Annotated in this window: 18 protein-coding genes and 2 pseudogenes; 10 read left to right on the forward strand and 10 right to left on the reverse strand. The window is 64.2% G+C overall.

What is annotated here, in order from left to right; translation table 11 throughout:
• Positions 1 to 122 precede the first annotated feature (122 nt).
• The 5 genes from xthA (at position 123) to HKD46_RS05185 (ending at position 7,049) form a co-directional block, all read left to right on the forward strand.
• On the forward strand, positions 123 to 929 hold the full coding sequence (gene xthA, locus HKD46_RS05165; RefSeq protein ID WP_109422020.1) for an exodeoxyribonuclease III: 807 nt from the start codon (positions 123 to 125) through the stop codon (positions 927 to 929).
• Between the two features lie 185 nt (positions 930 to 1,114).
• The gene (locus tag HKD46_RS05170; protein WP_109422019.1) at positions 1,115 to 1,615 is read left to right on the forward strand and encodes a hypothetical protein; all 501 of its coding nucleotides are present in this window, start codon (positions 1,115 to 1,117) and stop codon (positions 1,613 to 1,615) included.
• Positions 1,616 to 1,905: 290 nt separating this feature from the next.
• The gene (locus HKD46_RS05175; RefSeq protein WP_052815049.1) at positions 1,906 to 3,423 is read left to right on the forward strand and encodes an efflux RND transporter periplasmic adaptor subunit; all 1,518 of its coding nucleotides are present in this window, start codon (positions 1,906 to 1,908) and stop codon (positions 3,421 to 3,423) included.
• A 73-nt stretch (positions 3,424 to 3,496) separates the two neighbouring features.
• Positions 3,497 to 6,646 carry an efflux RND transporter permease subunit gene (locus HKD46_RS05180; protein WP_171864991.1) on the forward strand — a complete coding sequence of 1,050 codons (3,150 nt, stop codon included), beginning with the start codon at positions 3,497 to 3,499 and terminating at the stop codon, positions 6,644 to 6,646.
• Positions 6,647 to 6,677: 31 nt separating this feature from the next.
• Positions 6,678 to 7,049, forward strand: coding sequence for a copper-binding protein (locus HKD46_RS05185; protein ID WP_043759198.1), 372 nt, complete (start codon positions 6,678 to 6,680; stop codon positions 7,047 to 7,049).
• Between the two features lie 77 nt (positions 7,050 to 7,126).
• On the opposite strand, the gene HKD46_RS05190 is transcribed toward HKD46_RS05185, so the two are convergent.
• Together HKD46_RS05190 and HKD46_RS05195 are read right to left on the reverse strand one after the other, a co-directional pair.
• Entirely contained in the window at positions 7,127 to 8,821 is a 1,695-nt protein-coding gene (locus tag HKD46_RS05190; protein ID WP_052815047.1) for a pyridoxal-dependent decarboxylase, read from the reverse strand.
• A 176-nt stretch (positions 8,822 to 8,997) separates the two neighbouring features.
• Positions 8,998 to 10,011 (reverse strand): lipoate--protein ligase, encoded by a 1,014-nt coding sequence (locus tag HKD46_RS05195; RefSeq protein WP_052815046.1) that lies wholly within the window; start codon positions 10,009 to 10,011, stop codon positions 8,998 to 9,000.
• Between the two features lie 468 nt (positions 10,012 to 10,479).
• Between HKD46_RS05195 and HKD46_RS05200 the strand changes: the two are divergent.
• Positions 10,480 to 12,866 (forward strand): annotated as a pseudogene (locus HKD46_RS05200) (diguanylate cyclase domain-containing protein).
• Between the two features lie 33 nt (positions 12,867 to 12,899).
• Here HKD46_RS05200 and HKD46_RS05205 read toward each other — a convergent pair.
• The 5 genes and pseudogenes from HKD46_RS05205 to HKD46_RS05225 form a co-directional block, all read right to left on the reverse strand.
• Complete coding sequence (locus HKD46_RS05205; RefSeq protein WP_113978204.1) at positions 12,900 to 16,082, reverse strand: efflux RND transporter permease subunit; 3,183 nt, start codon at positions 16,080 to 16,082, stop codon at positions 12,900 to 12,902.
• Positions 16,075 to 17,094: an efflux RND transporter periplasmic adaptor subunit gene (locus HKD46_RS05210; protein ID WP_109112196.1), complete on the reverse strand. Its 1,020-nt coding sequence runs from the start codon at positions 17,092 to 17,094 to the stop codon at positions 16,075 to 16,077. Before HKD46_RS05210 ends, HKD46_RS05205 begins: the two co-directional genes overlap by 8 nt.
• 39 nt (positions 17,095 to 17,133) lie before the next feature.
• Positions 17,134 to 17,579 (reverse strand): annotated as a pseudogene (locus HKD46_RS05215) (DUF6691 family protein).
• A 13-nt stretch (positions 17,580 to 17,592) separates the two neighbouring features.
• Complete coding sequence (locus tag HKD46_RS05220) at positions 17,593 to 18,006, reverse strand: YeeE/YedE family protein (protein WP_042881673.1); 414 nt, start codon at positions 18,004 to 18,006, stop codon at positions 17,593 to 17,595.
• Positions 18,003 to 18,317, reverse strand: a complete 315-nt coding sequence (locus tag HKD46_RS05225; RefSeq protein ID WP_042864166.1) for a helix-turn-helix transcriptional regulator — start codon at positions 18,315 to 18,317, stop codon at positions 18,003 to 18,005. Before HKD46_RS05225 ends, HKD46_RS05220 begins: the two co-directional genes overlap by 4 nt.
• An 87-nt stretch (positions 18,318 to 18,404) precedes the next feature.
• On the opposite strand from HKD46_RS05225, the gene HKD46_RS05230 reads away from it, so the two are divergent.
• The 4 genes from HKD46_RS05230 (at position 18,405) to HKD46_RS05245 (ending at position 21,571) form a co-directional block, all read left to right on the forward strand.
• Positions 18,405 to 18,590, forward strand: coding sequence for a DUF2892 domain-containing protein (locus HKD46_RS05230; protein ID WP_041213243.1), 186 nt, complete (start codon positions 18,405 to 18,407; stop codon positions 18,588 to 18,590).
• Positions 18,591 to 18,603: 13 nt separating this feature from the next.
• The gene (locus HKD46_RS05235; protein ID WP_260395633.1) at positions 18,604 to 19,914 is read left to right on the forward strand and encodes an NAD(P)/FAD-dependent oxidoreductase; all 1,311 of its coding nucleotides are present in this window, start codon (positions 18,604 to 18,606) and stop codon (positions 19,912 to 19,914) included.
• A gap of 371 nt (positions 19,915 to 20,285) precedes the next feature.
• A complete protein-coding gene (locus tag HKD46_RS05240; RefSeq protein ID WP_043154730.1) occupies positions 20,286 to 20,660 on the forward strand; it encodes a hypothetical protein in 375 nt (124 codons plus the stop codon).
• Between the two features lie 182 nt (positions 20,661 to 20,842).
• The gene (locus tag HKD46_RS05245; RefSeq protein WP_041213246.1) at positions 20,843 to 21,571 is read left to right on the forward strand and encodes an MgtC/SapB family protein; all 729 of its coding nucleotides are present in this window, start codon (positions 20,843 to 20,845) and stop codon (positions 21,569 to 21,571) included.
• Between the two features lie 78 nt (positions 21,572 to 21,649).
• Here the strand turns inward: HKD46_RS05245 and HKD46_RS05250 are convergent, their stop codons facing one another.
• Genes HKD46_RS05250 through HKD46_RS05260 form a run of 3 tightly spaced genes read right to left on the reverse strand, consistent with a single transcriptional unit; the run spans position 21,650 to position 25,467 of the window.
• The gene (locus HKD46_RS05250; RefSeq protein WP_109112194.1) at positions 21,650 to 22,660 is read right to left on the reverse strand and encodes a substrate-binding domain-containing protein; all 1,011 of its coding nucleotides are present in this window, start codon (positions 22,658 to 22,660) and stop codon (positions 21,650 to 21,652) included.
• Positions 22,661 to 22,687: 27 nt separating this feature from the next.
• Entirely contained in the window at positions 22,688 to 24,103 is a 1,416-nt protein-coding gene (locus HKD46_RS05255; RefSeq protein ID WP_171864992.1) for a sucrose-6-phosphate hydrolase, read from the reverse strand.
• Complete coding sequence (locus HKD46_RS05260) at positions 24,103 to 25,467, reverse strand: sucrose-specific PTS transporter subunit IIBC (protein WP_041214803.1); 1,365 nt, start codon at positions 25,465 to 25,467, stop codon at positions 24,103 to 24,105. The genes HKD46_RS05255 and HKD46_RS05260 overlap by 1 nt, the downstream gene beginning before the upstream one ends.
• Positions 25,468 to 25,506: the final 39 nt, after the last annotated feature.

A 25,506-nucleotide genomic window follows, 5' to 3' on the forward strand; every position in this document is an offset into this window, starting at 1 on the left:
TCTCGCGACAGATCGTGAACAGATTACCGAGCCGCTGCGCCAGTCACAGCCCCCGAACTTGCATCCATCGCGGATTCCTAGTCCAATAAGCGACGAACAAAAACGACATGAGCACCCCGAACATGAAGATCATCTCTTTCAATATCAATGGCCTGCGCGCCCGTCTTCATCAGTTGCAAGCCCTTATCGACAAGCACCAGCCGGATGTGATCGGCCTGCAGGAGATCAAGGTCCACGACGAGGCCTTCCCGGTGGCGGACGTGGAGGCCATGGGCTATCACGTGGAATTCCACGGCCAGAAGGGTCACTACGGGGTGGCCATCATGAGCAAGCAGAAGCCGCTCAAGGTGCAAAAAGGCTTTCCCACCGATGAGGAAGACGCCCAGCGCCGCATGATCATGGCCGACTTTAAGCGGGAAGATGGCTCCATCATCACAGTGATGAACGGCTATTTCCCGCAAGGGGAGAGCCTGGATCACGAGACCAAGTTCCCGGCCAAGCAGAAGTTCTATGAAGACCTGCAGCACTACCTCGAGACCCACCACAGCCCAGACGATCAGATAGCGCTGATCGGGGATATGAACATCTCCCCCACGGATCTCGACATCGGCATCGGCGAGGCGAATCGCAAGCGCTGGCTGCGGGATGGCAAGTGCTCCTTCCTGCCCATCGAGCGGGAGTGGATGGAACGGCTCAAGGGGTTCGGCCTGACCGACACCTTCCGCGCCGCCAACCCCACCGAGTGCGAGCGCTTCTCCTGGTTCGACTACCGCTCCAGGGGCTTTGACGAGAACCGGGGTCTGCGCATCGACCTCATCATGGCCTCCGACGCCCTCAAGGACAAGGTGACCGAGACCGGCATCGACTATGAGCTGCGCGGCATCGACAAGCCCTCCGATCACGCCCCCATCTGGACCTGCTTCGCCTGATCCCGGCCGTCGGGCTGCCCTGTCACTCCTGACCCTGAGCCCCCGCCACGCGGGGGCCTCTTCGTCAGCCAATCCGGCATTTCTTAATCCATATCAACTCTTTGGCAGATGGTACAGGGCGAACCTTGACCTTCTCCTATAGGTAAGGTTTACATTCATCCCATACGTCACAGGGAACCTGCACCATGTTGTCATCGAGATTGCCTACAGCGCTCATCGCCCGGCTATTGCTGGCGCTGGTGCTCGTCTGCAATCTCACCCTGTGCATCGGCTGGCATGGGGTGGCCACCGCCTTTCCGGGCGACGCATCCGGTCCCATCCTGACCCCGCCACAGCCCTCCCTGTCTCATGGGCTGCACCAGAGCGGGCCGGTACGGCACGCCGCCATGACCCCTGACCAGATCGACACCGCCTCCCTCTCCTGCCATTCGGGCACACTGAATGCGGGGACCCTGCCGGGGGATGAGTGTCAGATGCAGCCCGGCTTATCCGGCGCCGCCAGTGCGCCCCCCCTGCTCGGCATGCTGCTGTCACTGCTGTTGCTGCCCCTGCTGTTGCTCCCCTCTTCGTGGAGTATCGGCCCCCTGCTGGACAACTGGTTGCGGGATCCCTTCCTGCGCCTGCGTGGTACCCATCCCCCTTCCTGGCCCAGACGGCATCTGATGTTGTCCGTGCTGCGCCATTAGAAACCGCTTCTCCCGTTAGCCCGGGCGATGGTTCGCCATTGCAACAAGTGCCGTGCACCGGCCGACTCGTCGGCAGTGCTCCGTTTGCCGCCCAACCCGTTCGCTGTGATTCGAGTGTTGCGTGACGCAGGTGCGTGAATAACGCCTCTGCCCCGCCCCTGGACACGACGCTCATGCAGGAACCCGGTCAGGCGGCCTGATAGAAGAGAAGATGTAACCATGTCATCAGCCAAGATTTTCGCCGTTGCCGGCGCCCGCGCCTCCCGTTCGACTCGTGCCGGAGGCCTGCGATGAACAAGACCCTGATCCTGTCGACTCTGATGCTCGTCCTCGGGGCTGGCGGCGGTTACTGGGCCGCCACCAAGATGGGCGGCGCTACTACCGCCAAGGAGAAGGCCCCCCTCTACTGGGTCAATCCCATGGATCCCCGCGACAAGCGCGATGCCCCCGCCAAGGACAACATGGGGATGGACTTCATCCCCGTCTATGAAGAGAAACAGGGCGGCTCGCCGGGCACCGTTACCATCAGCCCCGAGATCCAGCAGAACCTGGGGGTGCGGCTGGCCAAGGTGGAAAAACTGCCCGTCCACCAGCAGATCGAGACGGTGGGCTATGTGGGATATGACGAGGAGCGCCTCGAAGCCATCAACTCCCGGATGGCGGGCTGGATCCGCAACCTCGCCATCAAGAACGAGGGGCAGCAGGTGGCCAGGGGCAGCTTCATCTACGATCTCTACGCCCCGGATCTGGTGAACGCCCAGCACGAGTACCTGCTGGCGCTCAATACCACCAACCCGCTGCTGCTGCGCGCCGCCGAAGGCAAGCTCAAGTCCCTGCAGGTACCGGCGGATCAGATAGCGGCCCTCAAGCGCACCCGCAAGGTGCAGGAGACGGTGCGCATCTATGCCCCGAGCAGCGGCTATGTCTCCGAGCTCAAGGTGCGTGAAGGCCAGTATGTGGAGCCCGCCGCCCCCCTCTTCAACATCAGTACCCTCAAGCAGGTGTGGGTGAGCGCCGAGGTGTTCGAGCGCCAGGCCGCCCAGATCAAGGTCGGCGATCCGGTCACCATGACCCTGGACTATGCCCCGGGCCGCCGCTGGCAGGGTCGGGTGGACTACCTCTACCCGACGCTCGATGCCAGTACCCGCACCCTGCGGGTCCGCCTGCGCTTCGACAACCCGGACGAGTTCCTGAAACCCAACATGTTCGCCAAGGTGAGCATCGGCACCGGCAAGGGGGAACCCCGCCTGGTGGTGCCGAGCGAAGCGGTGATCCGCACCGGCAGCCAGGACCGGCTGGTGCTGGCACTGGGGGATGGCAACTTCAAGTCGGTGGCCGTCACCCTGGGCCCCCAGTTTGGTGACAAGGTCGCCATCCAGGAGGGGGTCGAAGCCGGTGACAGCATCGTCAGCTCGGCCCAGTTCCTACTCGACTCAGAATCGGCCATCGATTCGGACTTCCAGCGCATGACGGCGGTGCGTCCCATGCAGGTGTGGACCCAGGGCCAGGTGCAGAACATCGATCTCGCCGGGCGTACCCTCGGCATCTCTCACCAGCCCATTCCCGAGTGGCAGTGGCCCGCCATGGAGATGGACTTCACCGTGGCCGACGGCGTGGACATCAGCCAGCTGAAACCGGATCAGACCCTGCATCTGCAGGTGGAGCAGGAGGGGGACGAGTACCGCATCATCCAGATCCATGTGGAAGACAAACCGGCAGCAGACGAGCCGATGAAAGAGGCCAAGGGCGAGATGCCAGGCATGGAAGGCATGGATCACAGCCAGCACCAGATGGGGGATAAATCATGATCCCGGCCATGCTTCGCTGCATTGAGCACAAACCCAATCGGCTGCCAGCCCACCGAATGAGAGGAGCCCAGTCATGATCCCTGCCATCATTCGCTGGTCCGTCGGCAACCGCTTCCTGGTGCTGCTGCTGACCGTCATGCTCACCGCCTGGGGCCTCTGGTCGGTCAAGCAGACCCCGGTGGACGCCCTGCCGGATCTCTCCGACGTCCAGGTGATCATCAAGACCTCCTACCCGGGCCAGGCGCCCCAGGTGGTGGAGGATCAGGTGACCTACCCCCTCACCACCGCCATGCTGGCGGTGCCGGGGGCCACCACGGTGCGCGGCTACTCCTTCTTCGGCGACTCCTTCGTCTATGTGCTGTTTGACGACGACACCGACCTCTACTGGGCCCGCGCCCGGGTGCTGGAGTATCTGAGCCAGGTGGCCCCCAATCTGCCCGCCGGGGCCCAGCCCCAGCTCGGGCCGGACGCCACCGGGGTGGGCTGGGTCTACCAGTACGCCCTGGTGGACAAGAGCGGCAAGCACGATCTCAGCGAGCTCACCTCCCTGCAGAACTGGTTCCTCAAGTACGAGTTGCAGACGGTGGAGGGGGTCTCCGAGGTTGCCACCGTCGGCGGCATGGTGCGTCAGTATCAGGTGCGGGTCGACCCGGACAAACTGCGCGCCTACGGCATCCCGCTCTCCCTTATCGAAACCGCCATCAAGCAGGGCAATCAGGAGACCGGCGCCTCCGTCATCGAGATGGCGGAAGCGGAGTACATGGTGCGCTCCAACGGCTATCTGAAAAGCGTCGAGGATCTGAAGCAGATCCCGCTCGGTACCACTGTGCGCGGCGCCCCGCTGCTGCTGGGGGATGTGGCGGATGTGGTCACCGGGCCCCAGAGCCGGCGCGGCCTGGCCGAGCTCAATGGCGAAGGGGAAGTGGTGGGCGGCATCATCGTCATGCGTTACGGCGAGAATGCCCAGCACACCATCGACGGGGTCAAGGCGCGGCTCGCCCAGCTGAAGAGCAGCCTGCCAGAGGGGGTGGAGATCGTCACCGTCTACGATCGCTCCGACCTTATCCAGCGCGCCATCGACAACCTCTCCGGCAAGCTGGTGGAGGAGTTCGCGGTGGTGGTGCTGGTCTGCCTCGCCTTCCTGTTCCACCTGCGCTCATCGCTGGTGGTGGTCATCTCCTTGCCCATCGCCATCCTGACCGCCTTTATCGTGATGCACCTGCAGGGGATCAACGCCAACATCATGTCGCTGGGGGGCATCGCTATCGCCATCGGCGCCATGGTGGATGGCGCCATCGTGATGATCGAGAACGTCCACAAGCACATGGAACGGGAAGCATTAACGGACAAGAACCGCTGGCGCATCATCACCGAGGCGAGCATCGAGGTGGGGCCGGCGATTTTCTTCTCCCTGCTCATCATCACCATGAGCTTCCTGCCGGTGTTTGCCCTGGAGGCGCAGGAGGGACGGATGTTCCACCCGCTGGCCTACACCAAGACCTACGCCATGGCCGCCGCCGCCGCGCTCGCCATCACGCTGGTGCCGGTCATCATGGGCTATTTTATCCGCGGCAAGGTATTGCCCGAGCAGGCCAACCCCCTCAACCGTGGCTTGAGCCAGGCCTATGTGCCCCTGCTCAATGCCGTGCTGGCCCGCCCCAAGACCACCCTCGCCGCCGCCCTGGTGGTCACGGTCGCGGGTTTCTGGCCGCTCCAGCACCTGGGCTCCGAGTTCATACCGCCGCTCGATGAGGGGGACATCATGTACATGCCCACCACGGCGACCAACATCTCGGTGGGCAAGGCGCGGGAGATTTTGCAGCAGACCGACAAACTCATCCGCACCGTGCCCGAGGTACAGAACGTGTTCGGCAAGGCGGGGCGCGCCGACTCGGCCACCGACCCGGCGGATCTGGTGATGATGGAGACCAGCATCCAGCTCAAGCCCCGCGATCAGTGGCGTCCCGGCATGACCCCGGAGAAGCTGAAAGAAGAGCTCGACTCCCTCATCCGCTTCCCCGGCCTCACCAACGCCTGGGTGCCCCCCATCAAGACCCGTATCGACATGCTGGCCACCGGCATCAAGACCCCGGTGGGGATCAAGATCGCCGGCCCCGACCTCAAGGTGGTCCAGCAGATTGGCCAGCAACTCGAGCAAATTGTCGGCAAGGTGGAAGGCGCTGCCTCCGTCTACGCCGAGCGGGTGGCGGGCGGTCGCTACGTCAAGGTGGATATCGATCGGCTCAAGGCGGCCCGCTACGGCCTCAACATCGCCGACGTGCAGGCGGTGCTCGCCACCGCGGTGGGCGGCATGGACGTGGGGCAGACCATTGAGGGGCGCGAACGTTACCCCATCAACCTGCGCTATCCCCAGAGCTATCGCGATTCGGTGGCCAGCCTCGAACTGCTGCCCCTGGTCACCCCCAAGGGTGAGCGGATCGCCCTGGCGGACGTGGCCCGGGTCTACATCAGCGACGAGGCGCCCATGCTGCGCAGCGAAAACGCACGCCTCAACGGCTGGGTCTACGTGGACATCCGTGGCCGCGACATCGGCTCCTTTGTGGCAGAGGCCAAGGCCGAGGTGGACAAGCAGCTGGTGCTGCCACCGGGTTACGCCCTCACCTGGTCAGGTCAGTACGAATACATGGAGCGGGCCATGGAGCGCCTCACCTACGTGGTGCCCCTGACCCTCGCCATTATCGTGCTGCTGCTCTATCTCGCGTTTCACCGCTTCCAGGAGGTGCTGCTCATCCTCACCACCCTGCCGCTGGCGGTGGTCGGGGGGATCTGGGCCGTCTGGCTGCTCGACTTCAACCTCTCGGTGGGCGTCGGCGTCGGCTTCATCGCCCTGGCCGGGGTGGCCGTGGAGACGGGGGTGCTGATGCTGGTCTACCTCAACCACGCCTGGGACGATCTGGTGGCCAGCGGCAAACCGGACAAGGCCGGCCTGCACCAGGCGGTCATTCACGGCGCCGCCCTGCGCCTGCGCCCCAAGATGATGACGGTGGTCACCATCATCGCCGGCCTTCTGCCCATCATGTGGAGCCATGGCACCGGCTCGGAGGTGATGCAGCGAATCGCCGCCCCCATGATCGGCGGCATGGTGACGGCGCTGGTGCTGACCCTGCTGGTGCTGCCCGCCGCCTACTACCTGTGGCGCAGCCGCACCCTGAAAACCCTTGAACACACGACGTCGCAGACGGATACCCCGACTGCACCCTGATCAACCGGACAACACAAACAAGGAAACCATCATGAACTACAAGACGCTGACGCTGACCCTGCTATTGGGCCTCGCCACCCACACCGGCCTGCAGGCCGAGGAGATGATGAACCACGAAGGGCACGACATGAGCCAGATGGGGGAGATGGGCCAGATGGAGGGCATGGATGGCATGGAGGAGAAGGTGATGACCAAGGGGGTCATCAGCCGTATCGACACGCAAAACGGCAAGGTAGGCATCAAGCACGAGGCCATCGCGAACCTCAAGATGCCCCCCATGACCATGGTCTTCCAGGTGGCCGATCCCGCCCTGATGGAAGGGTTCAAGGTCGGGGATGCGGTGAGCTTCCACGCCGAAAGTCCGGCTGGAAAGCTCACGGTGACGAAGCTGCAGAAGCAGTAACCACTCACAAGGGCAGTAAAAAAACGGCGGGTTGAACCCGCCGTTTTGTTGTCTGCTTGTCAGCGCCGGGCCGATCCTCAGCCGCGAATGTGGTCGATAAAGGCGTCGATCTGCTCGCGGCTGCAAGCCGGGTTCATGAATACCGCCTTTTCCCCGGCGATGTAGGAGTAACGGCCGCGCGCGTCGTAATCGGAGCGGGCCACCGCCTCCACCCAGTTGGTGTAGAGCCCCACCTTGCCGCGCCCGGTGAAGAGGCTGCGGTGGTATTCGGTGTTGCGTGCCAGCCGCGCCTTGTAGGCGGGGTCGGGACTGCGGGCCAGCTCGAAGGCGAACTCGGCCTCCGGATCCTGCACCCACTCGGGGTTGTAGATCTTGAAGCCCACGCTCGGCCCCTGGTTCTCCTGGGCCACCAGCTTGACGTTGCCGAGCTGGCTCAGACGGAAGCGGAAGTAGTTGGCGTTTTGCAGGCAGTGGGCCAGCACGGTGCGATACCCCTCGACCCCCAGGTAGTTGAGGGCCGCGTAGGCACCGAACAGGCCGCTCGCCCCGCGGGAGCACTCGATGGTGGACTGCAGGTGGGTGTGGCCCTGGATGTCGCGCTCGAAGTAGGAGAAGTTCTCCGGATCGTTCTCCATCGCCTTGAGGTCGTTCTGCTCCTTGATCATCACCAGGCTGGAGGTGTAGGGCACATAGCCCCACTTCTGGAAGTCGACGGTGAACGAATCGGCGTATTTGAGCTCGGCAAAGCGCGCCACGTTGCGCTCGATGCCGGCCAGGGTCGCGGCGTTGATGGCCAGGGGGTTGGCGGCAAAGTCGTAACCCAGGAAGAAGATCATCGACCAGCCGATGGCGGCGTCCACGTGGATGTGGGGCTTGACCGCCACCTCGAAGCGCTCGCACAGGCGATCCCGCAGGTCCACCACGGGTTTGACCTGATCCACCCCGAAGGTGTCGGTGGTACCCATGGTGAGCATGATGGTAGGCACCACGTGCTTCAAGGCAAAACAGGCGGTCAGGGTGCGCTCGAGATCCGCGAGATCGATGTCGTTGTTCTCCCCGACCTGGATGCGGATGGTCTTGTTCTCGATGTCCACCCCGAGCAGGGAGAGGTTGGTGATGTTGGAGTAGTGGCCGCCCTGGGAGTTGATGATGCGGTAGTCCTGATAGTGGCCGAGCCCCTTGTGCTTGGCTTCCGGCAGGCTCTTGCGAATGCCGAGCAGGTAGCCGTAGAGGTTACAGAAGGTCCCCCCCTGGGTGAAGATGCCGGTGGCGCGGGCCGGGTCGTAACCCGCCAGCAGTGCTATCTGGCGCACTACCTTCTTCTCCAGCTCCTCGGCCACCCCGGCGTATTCGGAGTAGACCAGGTTGGGGTTGGCCAAAATGCCCATCTGGGCGCCGTAGATGGCGGGATCCGCCGACATGGTGATGACGTTCTCGACGCTGGAGGGGTTCTCCCAATCCTTTGACAGGGCGCCGGCAAACAGCAGCTCCGTCATGGGCTCCCCCGGGGTACGCATCTGCGCGGGCACCGGCATGGTCTCGCAGAGATCCGCGAGACGGGCGCGGCCATCTGGCCAGGCATTGAGGCGCGCGTCCGGCGCCAGTCCACGGGCGCGAAACTCGTTGAGGGTGGCAAAGCCGGGCTCGCGAAACACCGGCCAGAGGTCGGGGTTGCGTGAGAAAAAGTGGGCTTTGACGGTGGCAAAACGGCGGGCGAATTCGGGGGAGACGGCGTTGACGCCCTCATCTTTCAGATAGACCAAGTGATTCATTTTTATACCATTGATACTGCTGAGGTGCGGTTTTTATACTCCAGTGACACCTCTATCAACAGAGACAATAACTAATGGTCTGCCCTACTTTTTGTCATGTTGGCGCCCTGATGGGCGCCGCGCCCCCTCTCCCCTCTTTTCCCCTGTTCATCTTGTGATCCTGGTCATGGGCAAGGTCAGCGCAGGGCGGTCAGCAGCCATGCCGAAAACCCTTCCAGCTCGGAGTTGGCCGAAAACGTCGCCCGCCACTGACGCAGCAACTCGTCGATGGCGTCGGGACGATAGGCCACCCCGGGCAGGCGTGCGGCCAGGTCATCCAGGGGCGCAGGGTCCAGGGTGTCACTGAAGATCTGTGCCCGTCCTATCACCCCCTTCTCCACGTCGAAATGAAGCTCGACCCCGCCCCAGGGGAAGCGCTCCTCCAGCAGGTGGCTGAAGGCGGGAGCATGGCCGAAGTTCCACTCCCAGCTGCGTTGGCGGGCAAAAGTCTCGGCAAAGCCGGGCAGGTCGGGCATCCGCTCGGGGGAGATATGCTCGGGCGGCACCACCTCACCGTAATGGGCAAAGAAGGCGTCGCACAGGGCCTGTACCACCTGCTCATGATCCAGACCAGGCAGCAGCTCGCCAAGGTTCGCCACCCGGCTTCTCACCGAACTGATGCCCTTGGCCGCCAGCTTCTTGGGGTCGGGATTGAGGTAGTGGGCAAGGCGGCCGAGATCAGCATCCAGCAGCAGGGTACCGTGGTGAAAGCCGCGATCATGGTTCTCCCGGTAGGCCGAACCCGACACCTTGCGATCCCCGTCCGGGGTCGCCACCAGCAGGTCGTTGCGCCCGGAGGCAAAAGCGCTCACGCCGAGTCTGGCGAGGGCATCGATGACGATGGTGGTGGAGACGCTCTTGTCATAACCGGGCTTGCCCGCCATGAAGGTGAAACAGCTGTTGCCAAGGTCGTGGAACACGGCGCCACCCCCGCTGCTGCGCCGGGCCAGGGTCACCCCGTCCTCTTCCATGCGGCGGGTGTTGCACTCCTTCCAGGGGTTCTGGGCCCGGCCTATCACCACCGTATTGTCGTTGCGCCACAGGAACAGCACCCGCTGGGCCGGGTCCATCTGGCGAAAAATGCACTCCTCCACCGCGAGGTTGAACAGGGGATCGTGGGAGTCGGAGAGCAGCAGGCGCAAGGAAGACATGACAGGACCTTCTCGGAAAACAGGAAACGGATGACTACCATACCACCCTGAACGAAGGAAGGCGTCCCCCGACCGCCACAGGTCGACATCCGATCGGGGCAAGAGCATCAACTTCTGATACGACAGGAGAAGACAAGAGGGAGTCGCCGAAAACACGCAGTTTATCATTAACAGGCGAGAAGAGAGGCGGCAGCCACCCCTCCTGGAATGACACCTTATGCCCTTGTCACCGGGCCGGTGACGGGTTGACAAGGTTTCAAAACGAGCCGTGACGCCCATTGACGTGATGAATGACACAAAAATGACTTTTACTGCCTCCCGCGCCCCATCTTATTGGGGCCTGCTCCCCTTGCGAATGGCAGGAAATTGTTTGACTCTAGCCAGAAGAGCACCTCCCGAGAGAACAGCGGTATGACGGAGTCCGATGCATCTCGCCAGCCTGTACGCTGGCTTCTGCCTTTCTGGGTGATGATTGCCACCCTGACCACGGCTCCCCTCAGGGCGGATGAGCGCGTCATCCTGCAACTTCCCTGGCAGCACCAGTTCCAGTTTGCCGGTTACTACGCCGCCATCGCCAAGGGGTTCTACCAGGAGGTCGGCCTGCAGGTCACCCTGCGGGAGGCGGGGCCGGGCACCGACGTCATCAATGAAGTCACCACGGGTCGTGCCCAGTTTGGCATCCGCGGCAGCGATCTGCTGCTGGCCCGGGCAGCAGGCCGCCCTGTGGTGGTGCTCGCCGCCATGTTGCAGCACTCCCCCCTGATGCTCATCACCCTGGAGCGGCCGGATATCCAGACCCCGGGCGATCTGGCCAACAAGCGGCTGATGCTCGAACCCGGCTCCAACGAGCTGCTCACCTACCTGCATCGCTACACCCGCAGCCGGCAGTGGGATACCCTGCCCTACGAGCGGGGGGTACAGGCACTGCTGAGGGGCCAGGCGGACGCCATCAGCGCCTACAGCACAACCGAGCCCTTCACCCTGCAGCAACAGGGCATTCCCTACCGGGTGTTCAGTCCCCGCGACATCGGGTACGACTTCTACGGAGACAACCTCTTCACCTCGGAAAATGAGGTCTTCAACCAGCAGGAACGGGTCCAGCGCTTCTTGCAGGCCAGCCTCAAGGGGTGGCGCTATGCCATGGATCATCCCGAGGAGATGATCAACCTGATCCTGGAGCACTACCCCAGCGGGGCCGGGCGCGAGGCGCTCGCCTTCGAGGCCCGTGAAACCCGGGCCCTGATGCAGCCCGACATCATCGAGCCCGGCTACATGCAGCAGGATCGCTGGCAGCAGATCGCCCGCACCTACCAGGAGGCCGGGATGATCAAGGCGGTGCCCAACCTCACCCCCTTCCTCTACAACAGTACCCAGGCGAGCCTTCGCCAGCAGCGCCAACTGCTCGACAGGAGCGTGGCCATCGCCATGCTGATCTCCTTCTCCCTGCTGGCCCTGCTCGGCGTCTTCCTGCACCTCTATCTGCGTCTGCGGGAAGAGGCCAGTGACCGACAGCGGCTCACCCGGGAACTGGCCCAGCGCGAGCAGCACTACCGTTTCGTGGCGGAGAACAGCGGCGACGTGATCTGGACCATGGACACCGACAGTCTGCGTTTTCGTTACATCAGCCCCGCCATCGCGTCCCTGAGCGGCTATGAGCCCGCCGAACTCTTTGCCCTCTCCCTGCGCCAGCTGCTCCCCGATGAGTCCTGGAAACAGCTTCGCGACGGCATCACCGCCTCCCTCGAGGCCTGGCAACGGGGGGATCATGGGCAGACCCGGTGCGTCATCCACTCCCAGCTGCGCCACAAGCAGGGTCATCTGGTGGCCATCGAGACGGTCACTACCTTGCATGGCAGCGCCAGCACAAGACCGGACGCCATTTTGGGGGTGACCCGGGATGTCACCGAACGTTCGGCCCGGGAGGAGATGATGCGCCGCCTCGCCTTCTATGACCCCCTCACCGGCCTGGCCAACCGCCGCCTGCTGCAACAGCGGCTCAAGGAGACCCTGGAGCAGGCTCCCCAGCAGCCCCTGGCCCTGGTCTTCATCGATCTCGACCACTTCAAGCCCATCAATGACACCTTCGGCCACGAAACCGGCGACCTGCTGCTCAAGCTGGTGGCCGAGCGCATGGGGGAGTGCGTCAGGGAAGAAGATCTGGTGGCACGCCTTGGGGGGACGAATTCGTCATCATGCTGCCCGATACGGATGCCTCGGCCCTCGCGGTCGCCGACAAGCTGCACCACTGCCTGCATCACCCCTTCCAGCTTGAGCAGCAGGCGCTGCACATCTCCGGCAGCATAGGGGTCGCCCTCTATCCGGATCACGGCACCGACCCCAAGACCCTGATGCACCACGCCGATCAGGCCATGTATCAAGCCAAGCACCATGGTCGGGGCAGGGTCTGCCTGTTTTCCACCGGGCAGGATCCCCTCCCCGGCACCCTGCAATGGCAGCCCGCCCACGCATGCGGCCACCCCCGCATCGATGCGGACCACCGCCAGCTCTACCTGCTAGCCAACCGCTTGCTCGAGCACATGCAGGATCCAGGCATCCATCCGGATGCCTTGCTGGCAGACATGGCGCAGATATTCGAGATGGCGCGCCAGCACTTCCTCTTCGAAGAGCAGGTCCTCGCGCAATATGGCTATGAGGAGCTGGCGGCCCATCGCCAGGAGCACCAGCATCTGCTGAAAAAAGCCGGTCAGCTGATGGCGGCCGCACAGGCGGGCACCCTTGGCAACGACGCCCTGCTCAACTTCATCATTCAGGAGCTGGTCGTGGGTCACATGAGCCAGGCGGATCGCCGTTATTTCCCCCTGATGAAAACCTGCGATGCCCGCGAGGCGGTGTGATACCCGAAAACAGGGGGCACGTGCCCCCTGTGTTTACCTCTGACTTCGGCGAACGAGCAGGCTGTAGTAGAGCAGCGGGATCACCACCAGGGTGAGCAGGGTGGAAACCAGGATCCCGAAGATAAGGCTGATGGCGAGGCCATTGAAGATGGGGTCATCCAGGATGAAAAGCGCCCCTATCATGGCCGCCAGCGCCGTCAGCATGATGGGTTTGGCTCGCACCTGCGCCGCCTCGATCACCGCCTGCTCGAACGCCATGCCACTCGCCCGCTGCTGCTCGATGAAATCCACCAGCAGGATGCTGTTGCGCACGATGATCCCGGCCAGCGCAATCATCCCGATCATCGAGGTGGCGGTGAACTGGGCCCCCAGCAGGGCGTGACCCGGCATCACCCCGATGAGGGTGAGCGGAATGGGGGCCATGATGATGAGCGGCACCAGATAGGAGCGGAACTGGGCCACCACCAGCAGGTAGATGAGGATCATCCCCACCCCGTAGGCCAGCCCCATGTCACGGAAGGTCTCGTAGGTTATCTTCCACTCCCCGTCCCACAAGAGGGCCACCTCCCCCAGCTTGTCGGGCTGATGCACGTAATACTGTGGCAGCGAGATGTCGGCACCGGCGGCAAACATGCCGTAGAGCGGGCTGTCGGCATGGCCGCCCATGTCAGCCACCACCATCACCATGGGCTGCATGTTCTTGTGCATGAGGTAACTGGGGGCGACCTCGTCACGACGGCTCACCAGCTCGGAGACCCGCACCAGCTGGCCGCTCTGGCTGCGCACCTTGAGAGCCAGGATGCCGGTCAGATCCCGCTTGTCACCGGGGGCGAGCTCGATGCGGATCGGCACCGGATACTTGGCGCCTTGCCCTTGCAGCCAGCTCACATCCTGATAGCCCACGCCCCCGTTGAGGGTCGCCACCAGATCCCCGAGATCGACCCCGAGCAGGGCCGCCTGGGCGCGATCCACCCCCAGCCGCCACTTGGGCTGGGGGTCGGTCAGATAGATGTCCACGTCCACCAGATCCGCCGTGGCCACAAAGCGGGCCTGTACGGCGCGGGCAGCGGCTTCACGGGCGGCCTGCGTCGGGCCATACACTTCCGCGACAATGGGCGACCAGACAGGCGGTCCCGGGGGCACCTCCACCACCTTGAGGTTGCCCCCTGCCGCACTGGCGATGGCCTGCAAGGGCGCACGCACCGACCGGGCAATCTCGTGACTGCTGCGATCCCGTTCATGCTTGTCCACCAGATTGACCTGAATATCACCCACGTTGGCGCCGCTGCGGATGAAGTAGTGGCGCACCAGCCCGTTGAAGTTGATGGGGGCGGCGGTGCCGGCGTAGATCTGGTAATCCTTCACCTCGGGCACCCTGGCAAGCTCCCGACCCACCGCCAGCAGGGTGCGCTCGGTCTGCTCCAGGGTCGCCCCCTCCGGCATGTCGAGCACCAGCTGGAATTCCGACTTGTTGTCGAAGGGGAGCATCTTGAGCACCACCCACTGCACCACGGGCATGGCGGCCGCCCCCGCCACCAGCAGCAGAATGGCCAGCCAAAGCTTATGTCTCGCTCTCCTGGCACCCGCCCCCATCAGGAAGGGGGTCATCAGTCGGTGAAAGAGCCCAGCCTTGGCCTCGCCGTGGGCACCGTGCGCCTCCCCCTTGAGCAAATGGCTCGCCAGCCAAGGGGAGAAGATAAAGGCCACCAGCAGGGAGATGAGCATCCCCATACTGGCATTGATGGGGATGGGGCTCATGTAGGGGCCCATCAGGCCGCTGACGAAGGCCATGGGCAGCAGGGCCGCGATGACGGTCAGGGTCGCCAGTATGGTCGGCCCCCCCACCTCGTCCACCGCCCCCGGAATGAGATCCTTGAGCGACCCCTTGCCCAGGCCGCGATGGCGGTGGATGTTCTCCACCACGACGATGGCGTCATCCACCAGGATGCCGATGGAGAAGATAAGTGCAAAGAGGGACACCCGGTTGAGGGTAAAGCCCCATGCCCAGGAGGCGAACAGGGTCAGCGCCAGGGTGATGACGATGGCGATGCCCACCACCAGCGCCTCGCGCCACCCCATGCTCACCAGCACCAGCAATACCACCGCCGTGGTGGCAAAGATGAGCTTGCCGATGAGGGTGTTGGATTTGGTCTCGGCGGTGACGCCGTAGTCACGGGTCACCGTCACCTCGACGCCAGCCGGGATGAGCCGGTTCCTGAGGCTCTCCACCCGTGCCTCCACCCGCTTGGCCACCTCCACCGCGTTCTGCCCCGGCTGCTTGCCGATGGCCAGGGTCACCGCCGGGTAGCTGGCTTGCCCCTGCCCCATCCAGCTGCGCTGCACCGGGGTCTCCTCCCCAAGGGACACCCGGGCCACCTCACCGAGATAGACCGGCTTGCCGTTATGCAGGCCCACCACCAGTTCGCGGGCCTCCTGCTCGCTTTGCAGGAACTGCCCCACCTGCACCTTGATTTCCCGGTTATCCTGCACCACGGCCTGCTCGCTGCCCACCCGGTTGGCGGCAGAGAGACGCTGGCTCAGTTCGCCCCAGCTGATGCCATGGGCGCTGAGGGCCGCCGGGTCCGGCATCACCCGCAACACGGCGCTCTGGCTGCCCAGCGTGTAGATATCGCGGGTACCGGGAATGCGCTTGAGTTCGGTCTCCAGCTCATGGGCGACCCGGGTCAGATCGGGGGCCCCTAGCTGCTTGCTCCCCTCTTTGCTCCAATCTTTGCTCCATAAGGTCAGACTGACGATGGGAACATCATCGATCCCCCGGGGTTTTACCAGTGGCTGACCGACTCCGATCCCCTGTGGCAACCAGTCGCGGTTGGAGTCGAGCTGGTTGTTGAGATCCACGATGGCCTGCTCCCGGCTCACCCCCACCTTGAACACCACCACCAGCAGGGCACCATCGGGTTGGGAGAAGGAGTAGAGGGTATCTATCCCCTCTATCTGGGAGACCACCTGCTCGGCAGGGGTGGTGACGAGGGATTCCACCTCTGCCGGGCTGGCCCCCGGGAAGGGAATGTAGACGTCGGCGAAGGTGACATCGATCTGGGGCTCCTCCTCCTTGGGGGTCACCAGCACGGCAAAGAGGCCGAGCAAGAGCCCCACCAGCGCCAGCAGCGGGGTGATGGCCGAGCCCTGAAACAGGGCCGCCAGCCGACCCGCGGGCCCAAGGCGGCCATGGTTGCCGTTCAGCTCGCTACTCATGGGGCACCTCCTGTTGACGGCTCCAGGCATCGGGGGCCAGGGTGTCACCGCCCTTGAGACCCGCCAGGACCTCGCACAGCCCAGCCTCGCAGTGGCCGACCCGCACCGGGGTCAGGGCCCAGCCCTCCCCCTCTTTGAGGTAGACGCCGTTGAACTCCCCCTGCCGCAGCAGGGCGGGCTCCGGCACTTGCAACACCTGACGCTCACCCTGTTCGAGCTGCACCTTGAGCCACATGCCGGGCAGCACCCCTGTCGTGTTCGGCGGCAGATCGAGGCGCAGCCGGAAACTGTGGCTCTGGCTGTCGGCGTAGTTGAAGCGGGTCAGCTTGACGGGAGTCACGGCCTTGCCACCGGGCAGCAGCACCTGCACATCCGACGGCTGGCCGGCGAGAGCCAGTGCGGACTGGGGCAGCTCCAGCTCCACCCTCAGCTCGCCAAGGGAGAAACCGGATAGCAGCGGCGTACCGGGGGCCACCGTCTCCCCCAGCTCCACCAGCCGCCTGGTCACCACCCCGGCGTAGGGGGCGAGGATACGGGTATAGCCGTAGGCTTCCCGGGCCTGGATGAGGGCGGCCTCGGCGGCATTGACCTCGGCGCGGGCGGCCCGATCCGTTGCCTGGGCGTTGTCGAGCTGGGCCCGGGTGATCACCCCCTTGGCGATGAGGGCCTGATAACGGGTGAGCTGGCGCTCGGCCTCCACCTGCTGGGCCTGGGCCCTGGCCACTCGCGCCTCGGCGCCGGTCACGGCGGCAGACTGCTCCTTGCCGCTTATCTCGAGCAGGGGCTGCCCGGCCTGTACCTCGTCATTCACATCCACCAGCATGCGGGAGACGCGGCCACTGGTCTGGGCCGCGACCGTCCCCTGATGAATGGCGCTCACGGTACCGCTCAGGGTGAGCCAGTCGGTGACGCGCTGCGGGGTCAGCGTCAGCGACCCCTTGGCCTCCTCGGCCGCCACCAGGGTGGATGTCATGACCAGCAGGGTGGTCACCAGCAACCGGATTGTGTTCATCATGATTCTCCTTCCCTGGCTCATTGGCACCTTGAAAACTCAGGCAGTACGGTGCTGGCGAGCCTTCTCCAGCACCCTGTTCCAGACCTTGTCCACCAGCAGGACCCCGGCCGCCATGGCCCCGATGAACAACATTATCATGGGCTGCCCGCTGGAAATGAGACTCAGAGCAGGCCCAGGACAGATGCCCACCAGGCCCCAACCGATCCCGAACAGTGCGGCCCCGCCAATCAGGCGGCGATCCAGCACGGGAGCGGGAACCCGGGCCATGGGCTCCCCCAGCAGGCTCAGACGACGGGGTTTCACCAGCAGGAAGTAGCCCGGCATGAAGACAGCCAGGGCCCCCCCATCACGAAGGCCAGGCTGGGATCCCAGGCACCGGCCAGATCGAGAAACCCGGTGACCCGCGCCGGATCCATCATCCCGGAGAGGGCCATTCCCAGCCCGAACAACAGACCCGCAAACACACTTGTCAGCAATTTCATGGCAATCAACCCGTCAAAACATGTGGTGAGTAAAGAACACGGTCGCCACGCCCATCCCCATAAAGGTGAGCGTCGCCACCACGGAGCGCGTCGACAGCCTCCCCATACCGCAGATGCCGTGACCGCTGGTGCAGCCATTGCCAAGACGGGTGCCGATGCCCACCAGCAGGCCGGCCAGCAGCACCACGGGCCAGCCGGGCAAGGCATCAAAGGCGGGCATGGTGGCCCAACCCAGGGTCAGCGCCAGCCAGGCCCCCAGTCCCAATCCCAGCAGAAACAGCACCCGCCAGGGGGTTTTGTACTGCATTGCACCGGCCAGAATGCCGCTGATCCCGGCCACCCGGCCGTTGAACAACATCAGGATCAGGGCCGAGAGCCCCGCCAGCATGCCGCCCCCCAACGAGAGCAGCCATTGGCTTTCCATCATCGAATTTCCTCATCTGAGTGACAAAAATGGGTTTGCAGCGCCGCCAGCACATCGGCTGCCGCCTCGCTCACCAGGGAGTAGTAGATCTGCTGGGAGACTTTGCGCGAACGGATAAGGCCGTAGCGCTTCAACACCGACAGTTGCTGGGAGAAGGCCGACTGCCCGAGCTGGCTGTGGGCCAGCAGCTCCCCGACCCCCTTCTCCCCTTCCACCAGCTGGCAGAGCACCATCAGGCGTTCGGGATGAGCCAGCGCCTTGAGCAGGCCGGCGGCGGCTGTCGCATGTCGGTTCATCTCGTCGAAGTGGCTCATAAGATTAAATTAGCAATTGCTGATATTTGTTCTATTGTATAAAACATCCCTAAATTAGCAATCACTAAACAAAAAAGGAGACGAGAAATGACCGTCGATAACGGAGTCAGAGTGGTCGCGGGTGGCATGTTGCTGCTGTCGCTGCTGCTAACGGCCTGGGTCCACCCGGGCTTTGTCTGGTTGAGCGTCTTTGTCGGGGTCAACCTGATCCAGAGCGCGTTCACCGGGGTCTGTCCCGCCGCCGCCGTGCTCAGGCGAATGGGGCTCAAATAGGCAGGCGGACATATTGGCTCACAGGAGCCGTGTAATAGAGCGGAGGCTCATTATTGCAACCATCATCATCATCGGGGCAGGGTTGGGGGGCATGTCGGCCGCCTACGAGCTCAAGGCCGAACTCGGCAAGCAGCACGACGTCATCCTGGTGAACGACAAACCCGACTTTGAATTCAACCCTTCGAACCCGTGGATTGCGGTCCGGTGGCGAGAGCGCAAAGATATCTCCCTCCCCATAGAGCCTCATGTGAAGAAGAAGGGGATCCGCTTCATCCACGCCGCCCTGACCGGGTTGCAACCCCTCGAACAGCAGATCCGCCTCTCCGATGGCCAGCACCTGCACTACGACTTTCTGGTGCTCTGCACCGGCCCCGCACTCGCCTTTGAAGAGGTGCAGGGAGCAGGCCCGACGGCGGGCGGCACCGCCAGCGTCTGCACCCTCTCCCACGCAGAGGAGTGCCTACACAGTGTCAACGGGCTGCTCGACGAACCGGGTCCGGTGATCGTCGGTGCCATGCCCGGCGCCTCCTGCTTCTGCCCGGCCTACGAATACGCCTTCATCCTCGATCGCCACCTGCGCGACAAGAAGGTGAGAAAGGACGTGCCCATGACCTTCGTCACCAGCGAACCCTACATCGGTCACCTCGGCCTCAACGGCGTGGGGGATTCCAAGGGCATGCTGGAGAGCGAGCTGCGCATGCGCGACATGCAATGGATCTGCAATGCCCGCACCGTGGCGGCCAGGGATGGGGTGATGACGGTGGAGGAGCTGGATGAAGATGGCAACGTCAAGCGCACCCACAGCCTCCCCTACAAGCATGCCATGATGCTGCCCGCCTTCGCCGGCATCAGCCCCCTACGGGGCCTCGAGGGGCTGGTCAATCCCCGCGGGTTCGTCATCGTCGACGAACACCAGCGCAACCCTGTCTTCCCGCAGATTTACGCCGCCGGGGTCTGCATCGCCATCCCGCCCCAGCACAAGACGCCGGTACCGACCGGGGTGCCCAAGACCGGCTACATGATCGAGGCCATGGTGCGCACCCTGAGCCACAACATCAAGGCGGAGCTGGACGGCCAGCCCCCGGTCACCCGGGCGGTGTGGAATGCCATCTGTCTGGCGGACATGGGGGACACAGGGGCCGCCTTCGTGGCCATGCCGCAGATCCCGCCGCGCAACGTCGCCTGGTTCAAGAAAGGGAAGTGGGTCCACCTGGCCAAGATAGCGTTCGAGAAGTATTTCCTGCACAAGATGCAGGTGGGCGACACCGAACCCATCTATGAAAAACTGATGCTCAAATACCTGGGCATCGACAAGACCCGGTAACCCCCCAAGGGCCCGCCGGTGAAGGGAAGAGGGCTCCCTTCACCGGCGCTTTCATCTCTTTTTTATTATGTTTCAATATGTTGCTATCAAGGGCTCGGGGTTTACCCAGGCCGCCGTATCGGCTACCATGTCGCCTCTTTATCACTAGCGGAGACCATCGGTGGGCAACTCATCAAGTGACAGACGCACGCCGACCCTCGTCGTCGGCACCCTGGTCGCGAGCTAGCCGCAGGTTTTTCTCTGCCGCGACTCGCCACCCTGCGAGAAGTGGATCCCTCTTTTCCCCGCTTTTCACACTTGACGTCAGGTGACGCGGACTCATCCCCCGACACCTTGCCTGCATAGTTTCTGCTTCCCAAAAGGAGGCTGCTATGCGCTTGATTTCAAACAACCCTGTCGCTGACAAATCCCCTTCCCTGCTGAGCAGACTGGGGCGGGGCCTGCGACCACTCTGGCAACGTGGCAGACGGCGTCAGCACCTCTATCGGCTGCACATCCGCTGCGAAGACAGAGCCGACATGGAGCAGGTGCTGGCGGCGGTGAGCCACACCCTGCAACCGGCCGGACTCAGTCCCCTGCAGTCCATGAAGCCCGGGCGCGGTGAAGGCCGCGTGCTGGTGCTGAGCCTCTACTGCACGCCGCCCCAGCGCCGCTATCTGGTGCAGTTCATCCACCAGGTCGGGGCTGTCCACCCGGTACGCTGGGAACTGCGCCCCCGCGCCGGGGACGACGCCACCAGGCATTGACCCTCGAATGAGGCGAGGTCCTTCCCGGGCAACCGTGAAGGGCCTTTACCCTGTTCTGCGCCATCCCGCCCCGTCAGGAGGCGGGTCGCGCCCTTGCATTCACCACGATGTCGACCTTGCCCCCCGTCTCTCACACAACCCGGGGGAGCAGGCTGGTCGGCATCCCCAGGAGGAGACTCTTCATGAGAATGTGGCAACAACTCGATTTTCTCGCCCTGCTCGACACCCTGGCCAGCCTGCTGCTCGCCTTCGTGCTGGGCAGCCTGGTCGGCCTCGAGCGCCAGTACCGCCAGCGCACCGCCGGTCTTCGCACCAACGTGCTGGTCGCCGTGGGGGCGGCCCTGTTCGTCAACCTGGCCCAGCGCATCTATGACCTGCATGGCGGCAGTTACGGGGTCGTCCACGTGGTGGCCTACATCGTCTCCGGCATCGGTTTTCTCGGCGCTGGTGTCATCATGCGGGAATCCGGCAACATCCGGGGCATCAACACAGCGGCCACCCTGTGGGGCGTGGCCGCTGTCGGGGCCGCCTGCGGCGCCGGGTTCGCCCTGGAGGCCATCCTCGGCGCCCTCTTCGTGCTGGCCGCCAACACCCTGCTGCGCCCCCTGGTCAACCAGATAAACCGTGACCCGGTGGACAACATGGACACCGAAGTGACCTATCACGTGACCGCTCTCATCGGCCGCGCTCACCAGAAGGAGGTGCTGCCCTGGCTCGAGCAGATGCTGGAGCAGGCCCACTACCCCCTGAGCGAACTCGACATCACCCCCTTCGGCGATCAGGATCTCGAGATCTCGGCGGCGCTGCTCGCCACCGCCATCGATGGCACCAAGCTCGATGCCCTGATGAACACGCTCGGGGAGCACCCTCACATCAAGCAGATCTTCTGGCGGGCCAGCATCACCGATTGACGCCCTCATACCAGGCGCAGCACAAAAAGCCCCGCCGGATCCGGCGGGGCTTTTTCACAGGAAAGGGAAGCCGTGTGCCTAGCGGCGGCTGCGCCAGCGCACCCTGGGGTTGATGACCTGGGCGGTCTGGGCTGGGGGATTGCCCGCGATGAGTTGCTGCATCATCTCGGAGGCGGCCCGGGCCAGGGCCGGGCAATCCTGGGCCACGGAATCGATGCGCATGGGGATGCAGTCGAGCAGATCGTGATCGTCGAAGGTACACAGGCGCATGCCGGTCTCCATCAGTCCCGCCTCGTTGAGGTAGCGCAGCACCCCCTCCAGCAGGGTGAAAGAGGCGGTAAAAAGCCCCTTCGGCGGTGCCCCGAGTTCGTCCACCAGCTCAGACATCAGCTGATAACCCGAGCTCGGCTGGTAGTCACGGTGGCGGACCCGGTCTGAAGTGGCCTCCAGCCCGGCCCGGTGCAATCCGAGCTCGTAACCCGCCAGCCGGTGGCGGCTGGGGGAGAGATCCAGCAGACCGCCGAAGTAGTAGATCTCCTCCCCGCAATCCTCGGCCATATCCTGCACCAGCTCGGCGGTAGCCTTGCAGGCGTCCGAGATCACCATGGGCAGGCGCGACTCACCGATGTGGCGGTCGAGCTGCACCACCGGCAAGCGGTCGTGGATGCGGGCATAGATATCGTCACTGTGGCCGCTGGAGGCGACGATGAGGCCATCCACCTGGCGGCTGATGAGGTTGTCCACCACCCGCTGCTCCAGGGTGGGGTCATCCTCGGAGCAGGCGATGAGCAGCTGGATCCCCGCCTCCCGACAGCGGGCCTCCAGGGCACGGGCGATGCTGGCGAAGCCGAAGTTGGTGAGGTCGGGGATGACCAGCCCCCAGGTGTAGCTGCGCACCTCCCGCAGGGAGCGGGCGTGGATGCTCGGCTGATAGTGGCACTCGTCCGCCACCGCCTGGATCCGCTTGCGGGTATCGTCGGCGATGCGGTATTCCGCACTCTTGCCGTTGAGCACCAGACTGGCGGTGGCCTTGGAGACCCCCGCGAGCGTGGCTATCTGGGCAATCGTGATCCGTTTCTTCTTCTCCACCTGACCTCCCGGCACACTGAGACCGGGCTATTGTACTAGGCAGGTCGCCAGCGGCCAGTGATCGAGACAAATTTTGCTGCCATCATCACCGCAACGTGCGGAAAGTACTGGGTTTTCGCCGGGGAAGTAACGGGTCGACAAGCTCTGGCGCCCGCCATCGACGAAGCACTCCAGGCTGGAGCGGTCACACAAGACGGTGATCTTGCCCCCAAGCCAGGGGGCGCTTCGCTCCTCCCACTCCCCGCTCTGCCAGTTCTGGCGACGCAGGACAAGACGCCCCGGCTGCCACACCAGCTCGACCACGGCCCCGAACCCGATGCGCCCTTCACCGCACAGCGCCAGATCGAGCCAGGCCGAGTCGATGGCCAGGGCAGGCAGCTCGTCCGGCGCCCCCTCGAAGCGGGTCTGCTCCCCTTTCAGGGCGCCCAGCTCTGCCACCGGCCGCTGGCAGAGCCACTCATCCTGCCAGAACAGCTCCCGCGGGCAGCTCATCTGGTGGATCCAGCCGTGCTCGAGAGTGGGCTGGCTCATCTCGTTCTCCTCCGGCAAGCCCAGCCAGCCGAACAGCAGGCGCCGCCCCTGGCTATCCTGGGTAGTCTGGGGGGCATAGAACTCGAATCCCCGGTCCAGCTCGTGGAAGGACCCGTGGGCGAAATGCGTCCCGTCGAAGTCACCCGCCAGCCAGCCGCACTGGTAGAGGTTGCGATAATCCTCTCCCTGCGGGGCAATCCCCTGGGGGCAGCTGATCAGCACATGGCGATCTCCCAGGGGGAAGAGATCCGGACACTCCCACATGTAGCCAAACTCCCCGAGACCGCCGCGCCCGCTGCCAGCGATGGGGCCCACCAGCGTCCAGGCATCCAGGGTGTCACCGCGATAGAGCAGCACCTCACCCCGATCGTCCAGGGTGCGGGCCCCCAGCACCATCAGCCACTGCCGACCGTCGTGCCACACCTTGGGGTCGCGCACATGGCCGCTGTAGCCTGCGGGTAGATCCAGCACAGGGCCCAGCTTGGCAAAGCCCCCCGCACCGTCGGCGCGGGCCAGACACTGGTAGGCGGTGCGGCTGCCGTCCGGGTATTTGACGTTGCCGGTGTAGATAAGGGTCAGACGCCCCTGCTCATCGCTCACCGCCGAGCCCGAATAGCAGCCGTGGCTCTCATAGGCCTCGGTGGGCAGCAGCGCCACCGGCTCGTGCTGCCAGTGCAGCAGATCGGTGGAGGTGACATGCCCCCAGCCCTTGTTGCGGTGCTCGCAACCGAGCGGGTTCCACTGGTAGAAAAGATGGTAGCGCCCGTCGTGCTCGATGAAGCCGTTGGGATCGTTGAGCAGCCCCACCGGGGCTGCCTGATGCCAGCGGGGCCGATGGGGATCGGCCGCCGCCTTGAGCTGTCCGGCCAGCAGGGACCGGACAACCTGGTTCAGGAGATGGCTTTCCTTCATCACTCCACCTTGTACTTGAGCAGGTAGGAGGCGGCGAAAGCGGCGCCAAAGGCGATCACCAGACCGATGACGTAGTGGATGAGGCTCATGGGCTGGACGATGGCCATGCCCGGGATGCCGGTCAGGCCCACCGCCGTCATGCCGACCTTGGCCGCCACCACGTAGGCGCCGCCGCAGGCCCCGCCGAACAGGCCGGCCAGGAAGGGCTTGATGTAGCGCAGGTTGACCCCGAAGATCGCCGCCTCGGTGATACCGAGCAGGCAGGACATGGCCGCCGGCACCGTGATGGCCTTGATCTTCACGTCCCGGGTCTTGAAGTAGACCGCGAGGCAAGCCCCGCCCTGGGCCACGTTGGCCATGGCCCAGATGGGCAGCAGGAAGTTGACGCCGATGGCAGGGTTGGCCAGCAGCCCCGCCTCGATGGCGTGGAAGCTGTGGTGGATGCCGGTGATGACGATGAGCGAATAGGTGCCGCCAAACACCAGCCCCGCCAGCCAGCCTGCCTGCTCATAGAGGGCGCTCAGACCGAACGAGATGCCATCCCCCAGCACCCGCCCGGCGGGGCCGATGAAGAGCAGCGCCACGAAGCCGGTGATGATGACGGTCAAAAACGGGGTGAGGATGAGATCCAGGGCGTCAGGGATGCGCTTGCGCAGCTGCTTCTCCAGGTGGGACATGAACCAGACTGCCAGGAGCACCGGGAAGACGGTGCCCTGGTAGCCGATCATGGCGACATCCAGGCCGAAGAAGTCCATGGTCTTGAAGCCCCCGGCCACGCCCCAGGCGTTGGTCAGGGCCGGGTGGGTGAGAATGCCGCCGAGCGTCGCCCCCAGATAGGGGTTTCCGCCGAATTCGCGCGCCGCCGTAAAACCGATGAGGATCGGCAGGATGATGAAGGCTGCCGAGCTGAACATGTCGAGCATGACGAACAGGGCGCTGTCGGCGTTGACCCAGCCGTAGGTGCGCACCATGCCGAGCAGCCCCATCAGCAGGCCAGAGGCGACGATGGCCGGAATGATGGGCACGAAGATGTTGGAGAGGGTCCGCGCCAGACGCTGGGCCACGTTGAGCTTGGCCGTCGCCATGTCGGTCAGCTCCGCCTTGCTGGCGGTGCCGGTCCCGGTCAGGGTGACGAACTCCGCATAGACCTTGTTGACCAGGCCGGTGCCGAAAATGACCTGGATCTGGCCGGCGTTGCTGAAGCACCCCTTGACCCCCTCCAGCTTGTCGATGGCGGCCTTGTTCACCTTGCTGTCGTCCGCCAGCACCAGCCGCAGCCGGGTGGCGCAGTGGGCGGCGCTGACGATGTTCTCCTTGCCCCCGAGCAGGGGCACCAGATCCTGGGCTATCGCACTGATATTCATATTCTTCCTCTTATGACCCGCCACGCTGGCGGGCCCTTG

Origin of the sequence: Aeromonas sp. TW 6 (genome assembly GCF_013168745.1) — a bacterium.
In the GTDB taxonomy this organism is placed as follows: Bacteria; Pseudomonadota; Gammaproteobacteria; order Enterobacterales; family Aeromonadaceae; genus Aeromonas; species Aeromonas caviae.

Coding starts and splice junctions, on each gene's coding strand:
- xthA (WP_109422020.1), top strand. CDS start 123: ATGAAGATCATCTCTTTCAATATCAATGGCCTGCGCGCCCGTCTTCAT.
- HKD46_RS05170 (WP_109422019.1), top strand. CDS start 1,115: ATGTTGTCATCGAGATTGCCTACAGCGCTCATCGCCCGGCTATTGCTG.
- HKD46_RS05175 (WP_052815049.1), top strand. CDS start 1,906: ATGAACAAGACCCTGATCCTGTCGACTCTGATGCTCGTCCTCGGGGCT.
- HKD46_RS05180 (WP_171864991.1), top strand. CDS start 3,497: ATGATCCCTGCCATCATTCGCTGGTCCGTCGGCAACCGCTTCCTGGTG.
- HKD46_RS05185 (WP_043759198.1), top strand. CDS start 6,678: ATGAACTACAAGACGCTGACGCTGACCCTGCTATTGGGCCTCGCCACC.
- HKD46_RS05190 (WP_052815047.1), bottom strand. CDS start 8,821: ATGAATCACTTGGTCTATCTGAAAGATGAGGGCGTCAACGCCGTCTCC.
- HKD46_RS05195 (WP_052815046.1), bottom strand. CDS start 10,011: ATGTCTTCCTTGCGCCTGCTGCTCTCCGACTCCCACGATCCCCTGTTC.
- HKD46_RS05205 (WP_113978204.1), bottom strand. CDS start 16,082: ATGAGTAGCGAGCTGAACGGCAACCATGGCCGCCTTGGGCCCGCGGGT.
- HKD46_RS05210 (WP_109112196.1), bottom strand. CDS start 17,094: ATGAACACAATCCGGTTGCTGGTGACCACCCTGCTGGTCATGACATCC.
- HKD46_RS05220 (WP_042881673.1), bottom strand. CDS start 18,006: ATGATGGAAAGCCAATGGCTGCTCTCGTTGGGGGGCGGCATGCTGGCG.
- HKD46_RS05225 (WP_042864166.1), bottom strand. CDS start 18,317: ATGAGCCACTTCGACGAGATGAACCGACATGCGACAGCCGCCGCCGGC.
- HKD46_RS05230 (WP_041213243.1), top strand. CDS start 18,405: ATGACCGTCGATAACGGAGTCAGAGTGGTCGCGGGTGGCATGTTGCTG.
- HKD46_RS05240 (WP_043154730.1), top strand. CDS start 20,286: ATGCGCTTGATTTCAAACAACCCTGTCGCTGACAAATCCCCTTCCCTG.
- HKD46_RS05245 (WP_041213246.1), top strand. CDS start 20,843: ATGAGAATGTGGCAACAACTCGATTTTCTCGCCCTGCTCGACACCCTG.
- HKD46_RS05255 (WP_171864992.1), bottom strand. CDS start 24,103: ATGAAGGAAAGCCATCTCCTGAACCAGGTTGTCCGGTCCCTGCTGGCC.
- HKD46_RS05260 (WP_041214803.1), bottom strand. CDS start 25,467: ATGAATATCAGTGCGATAGCCCAGGATCTGGTGCCCCTGCTCGGGGGC.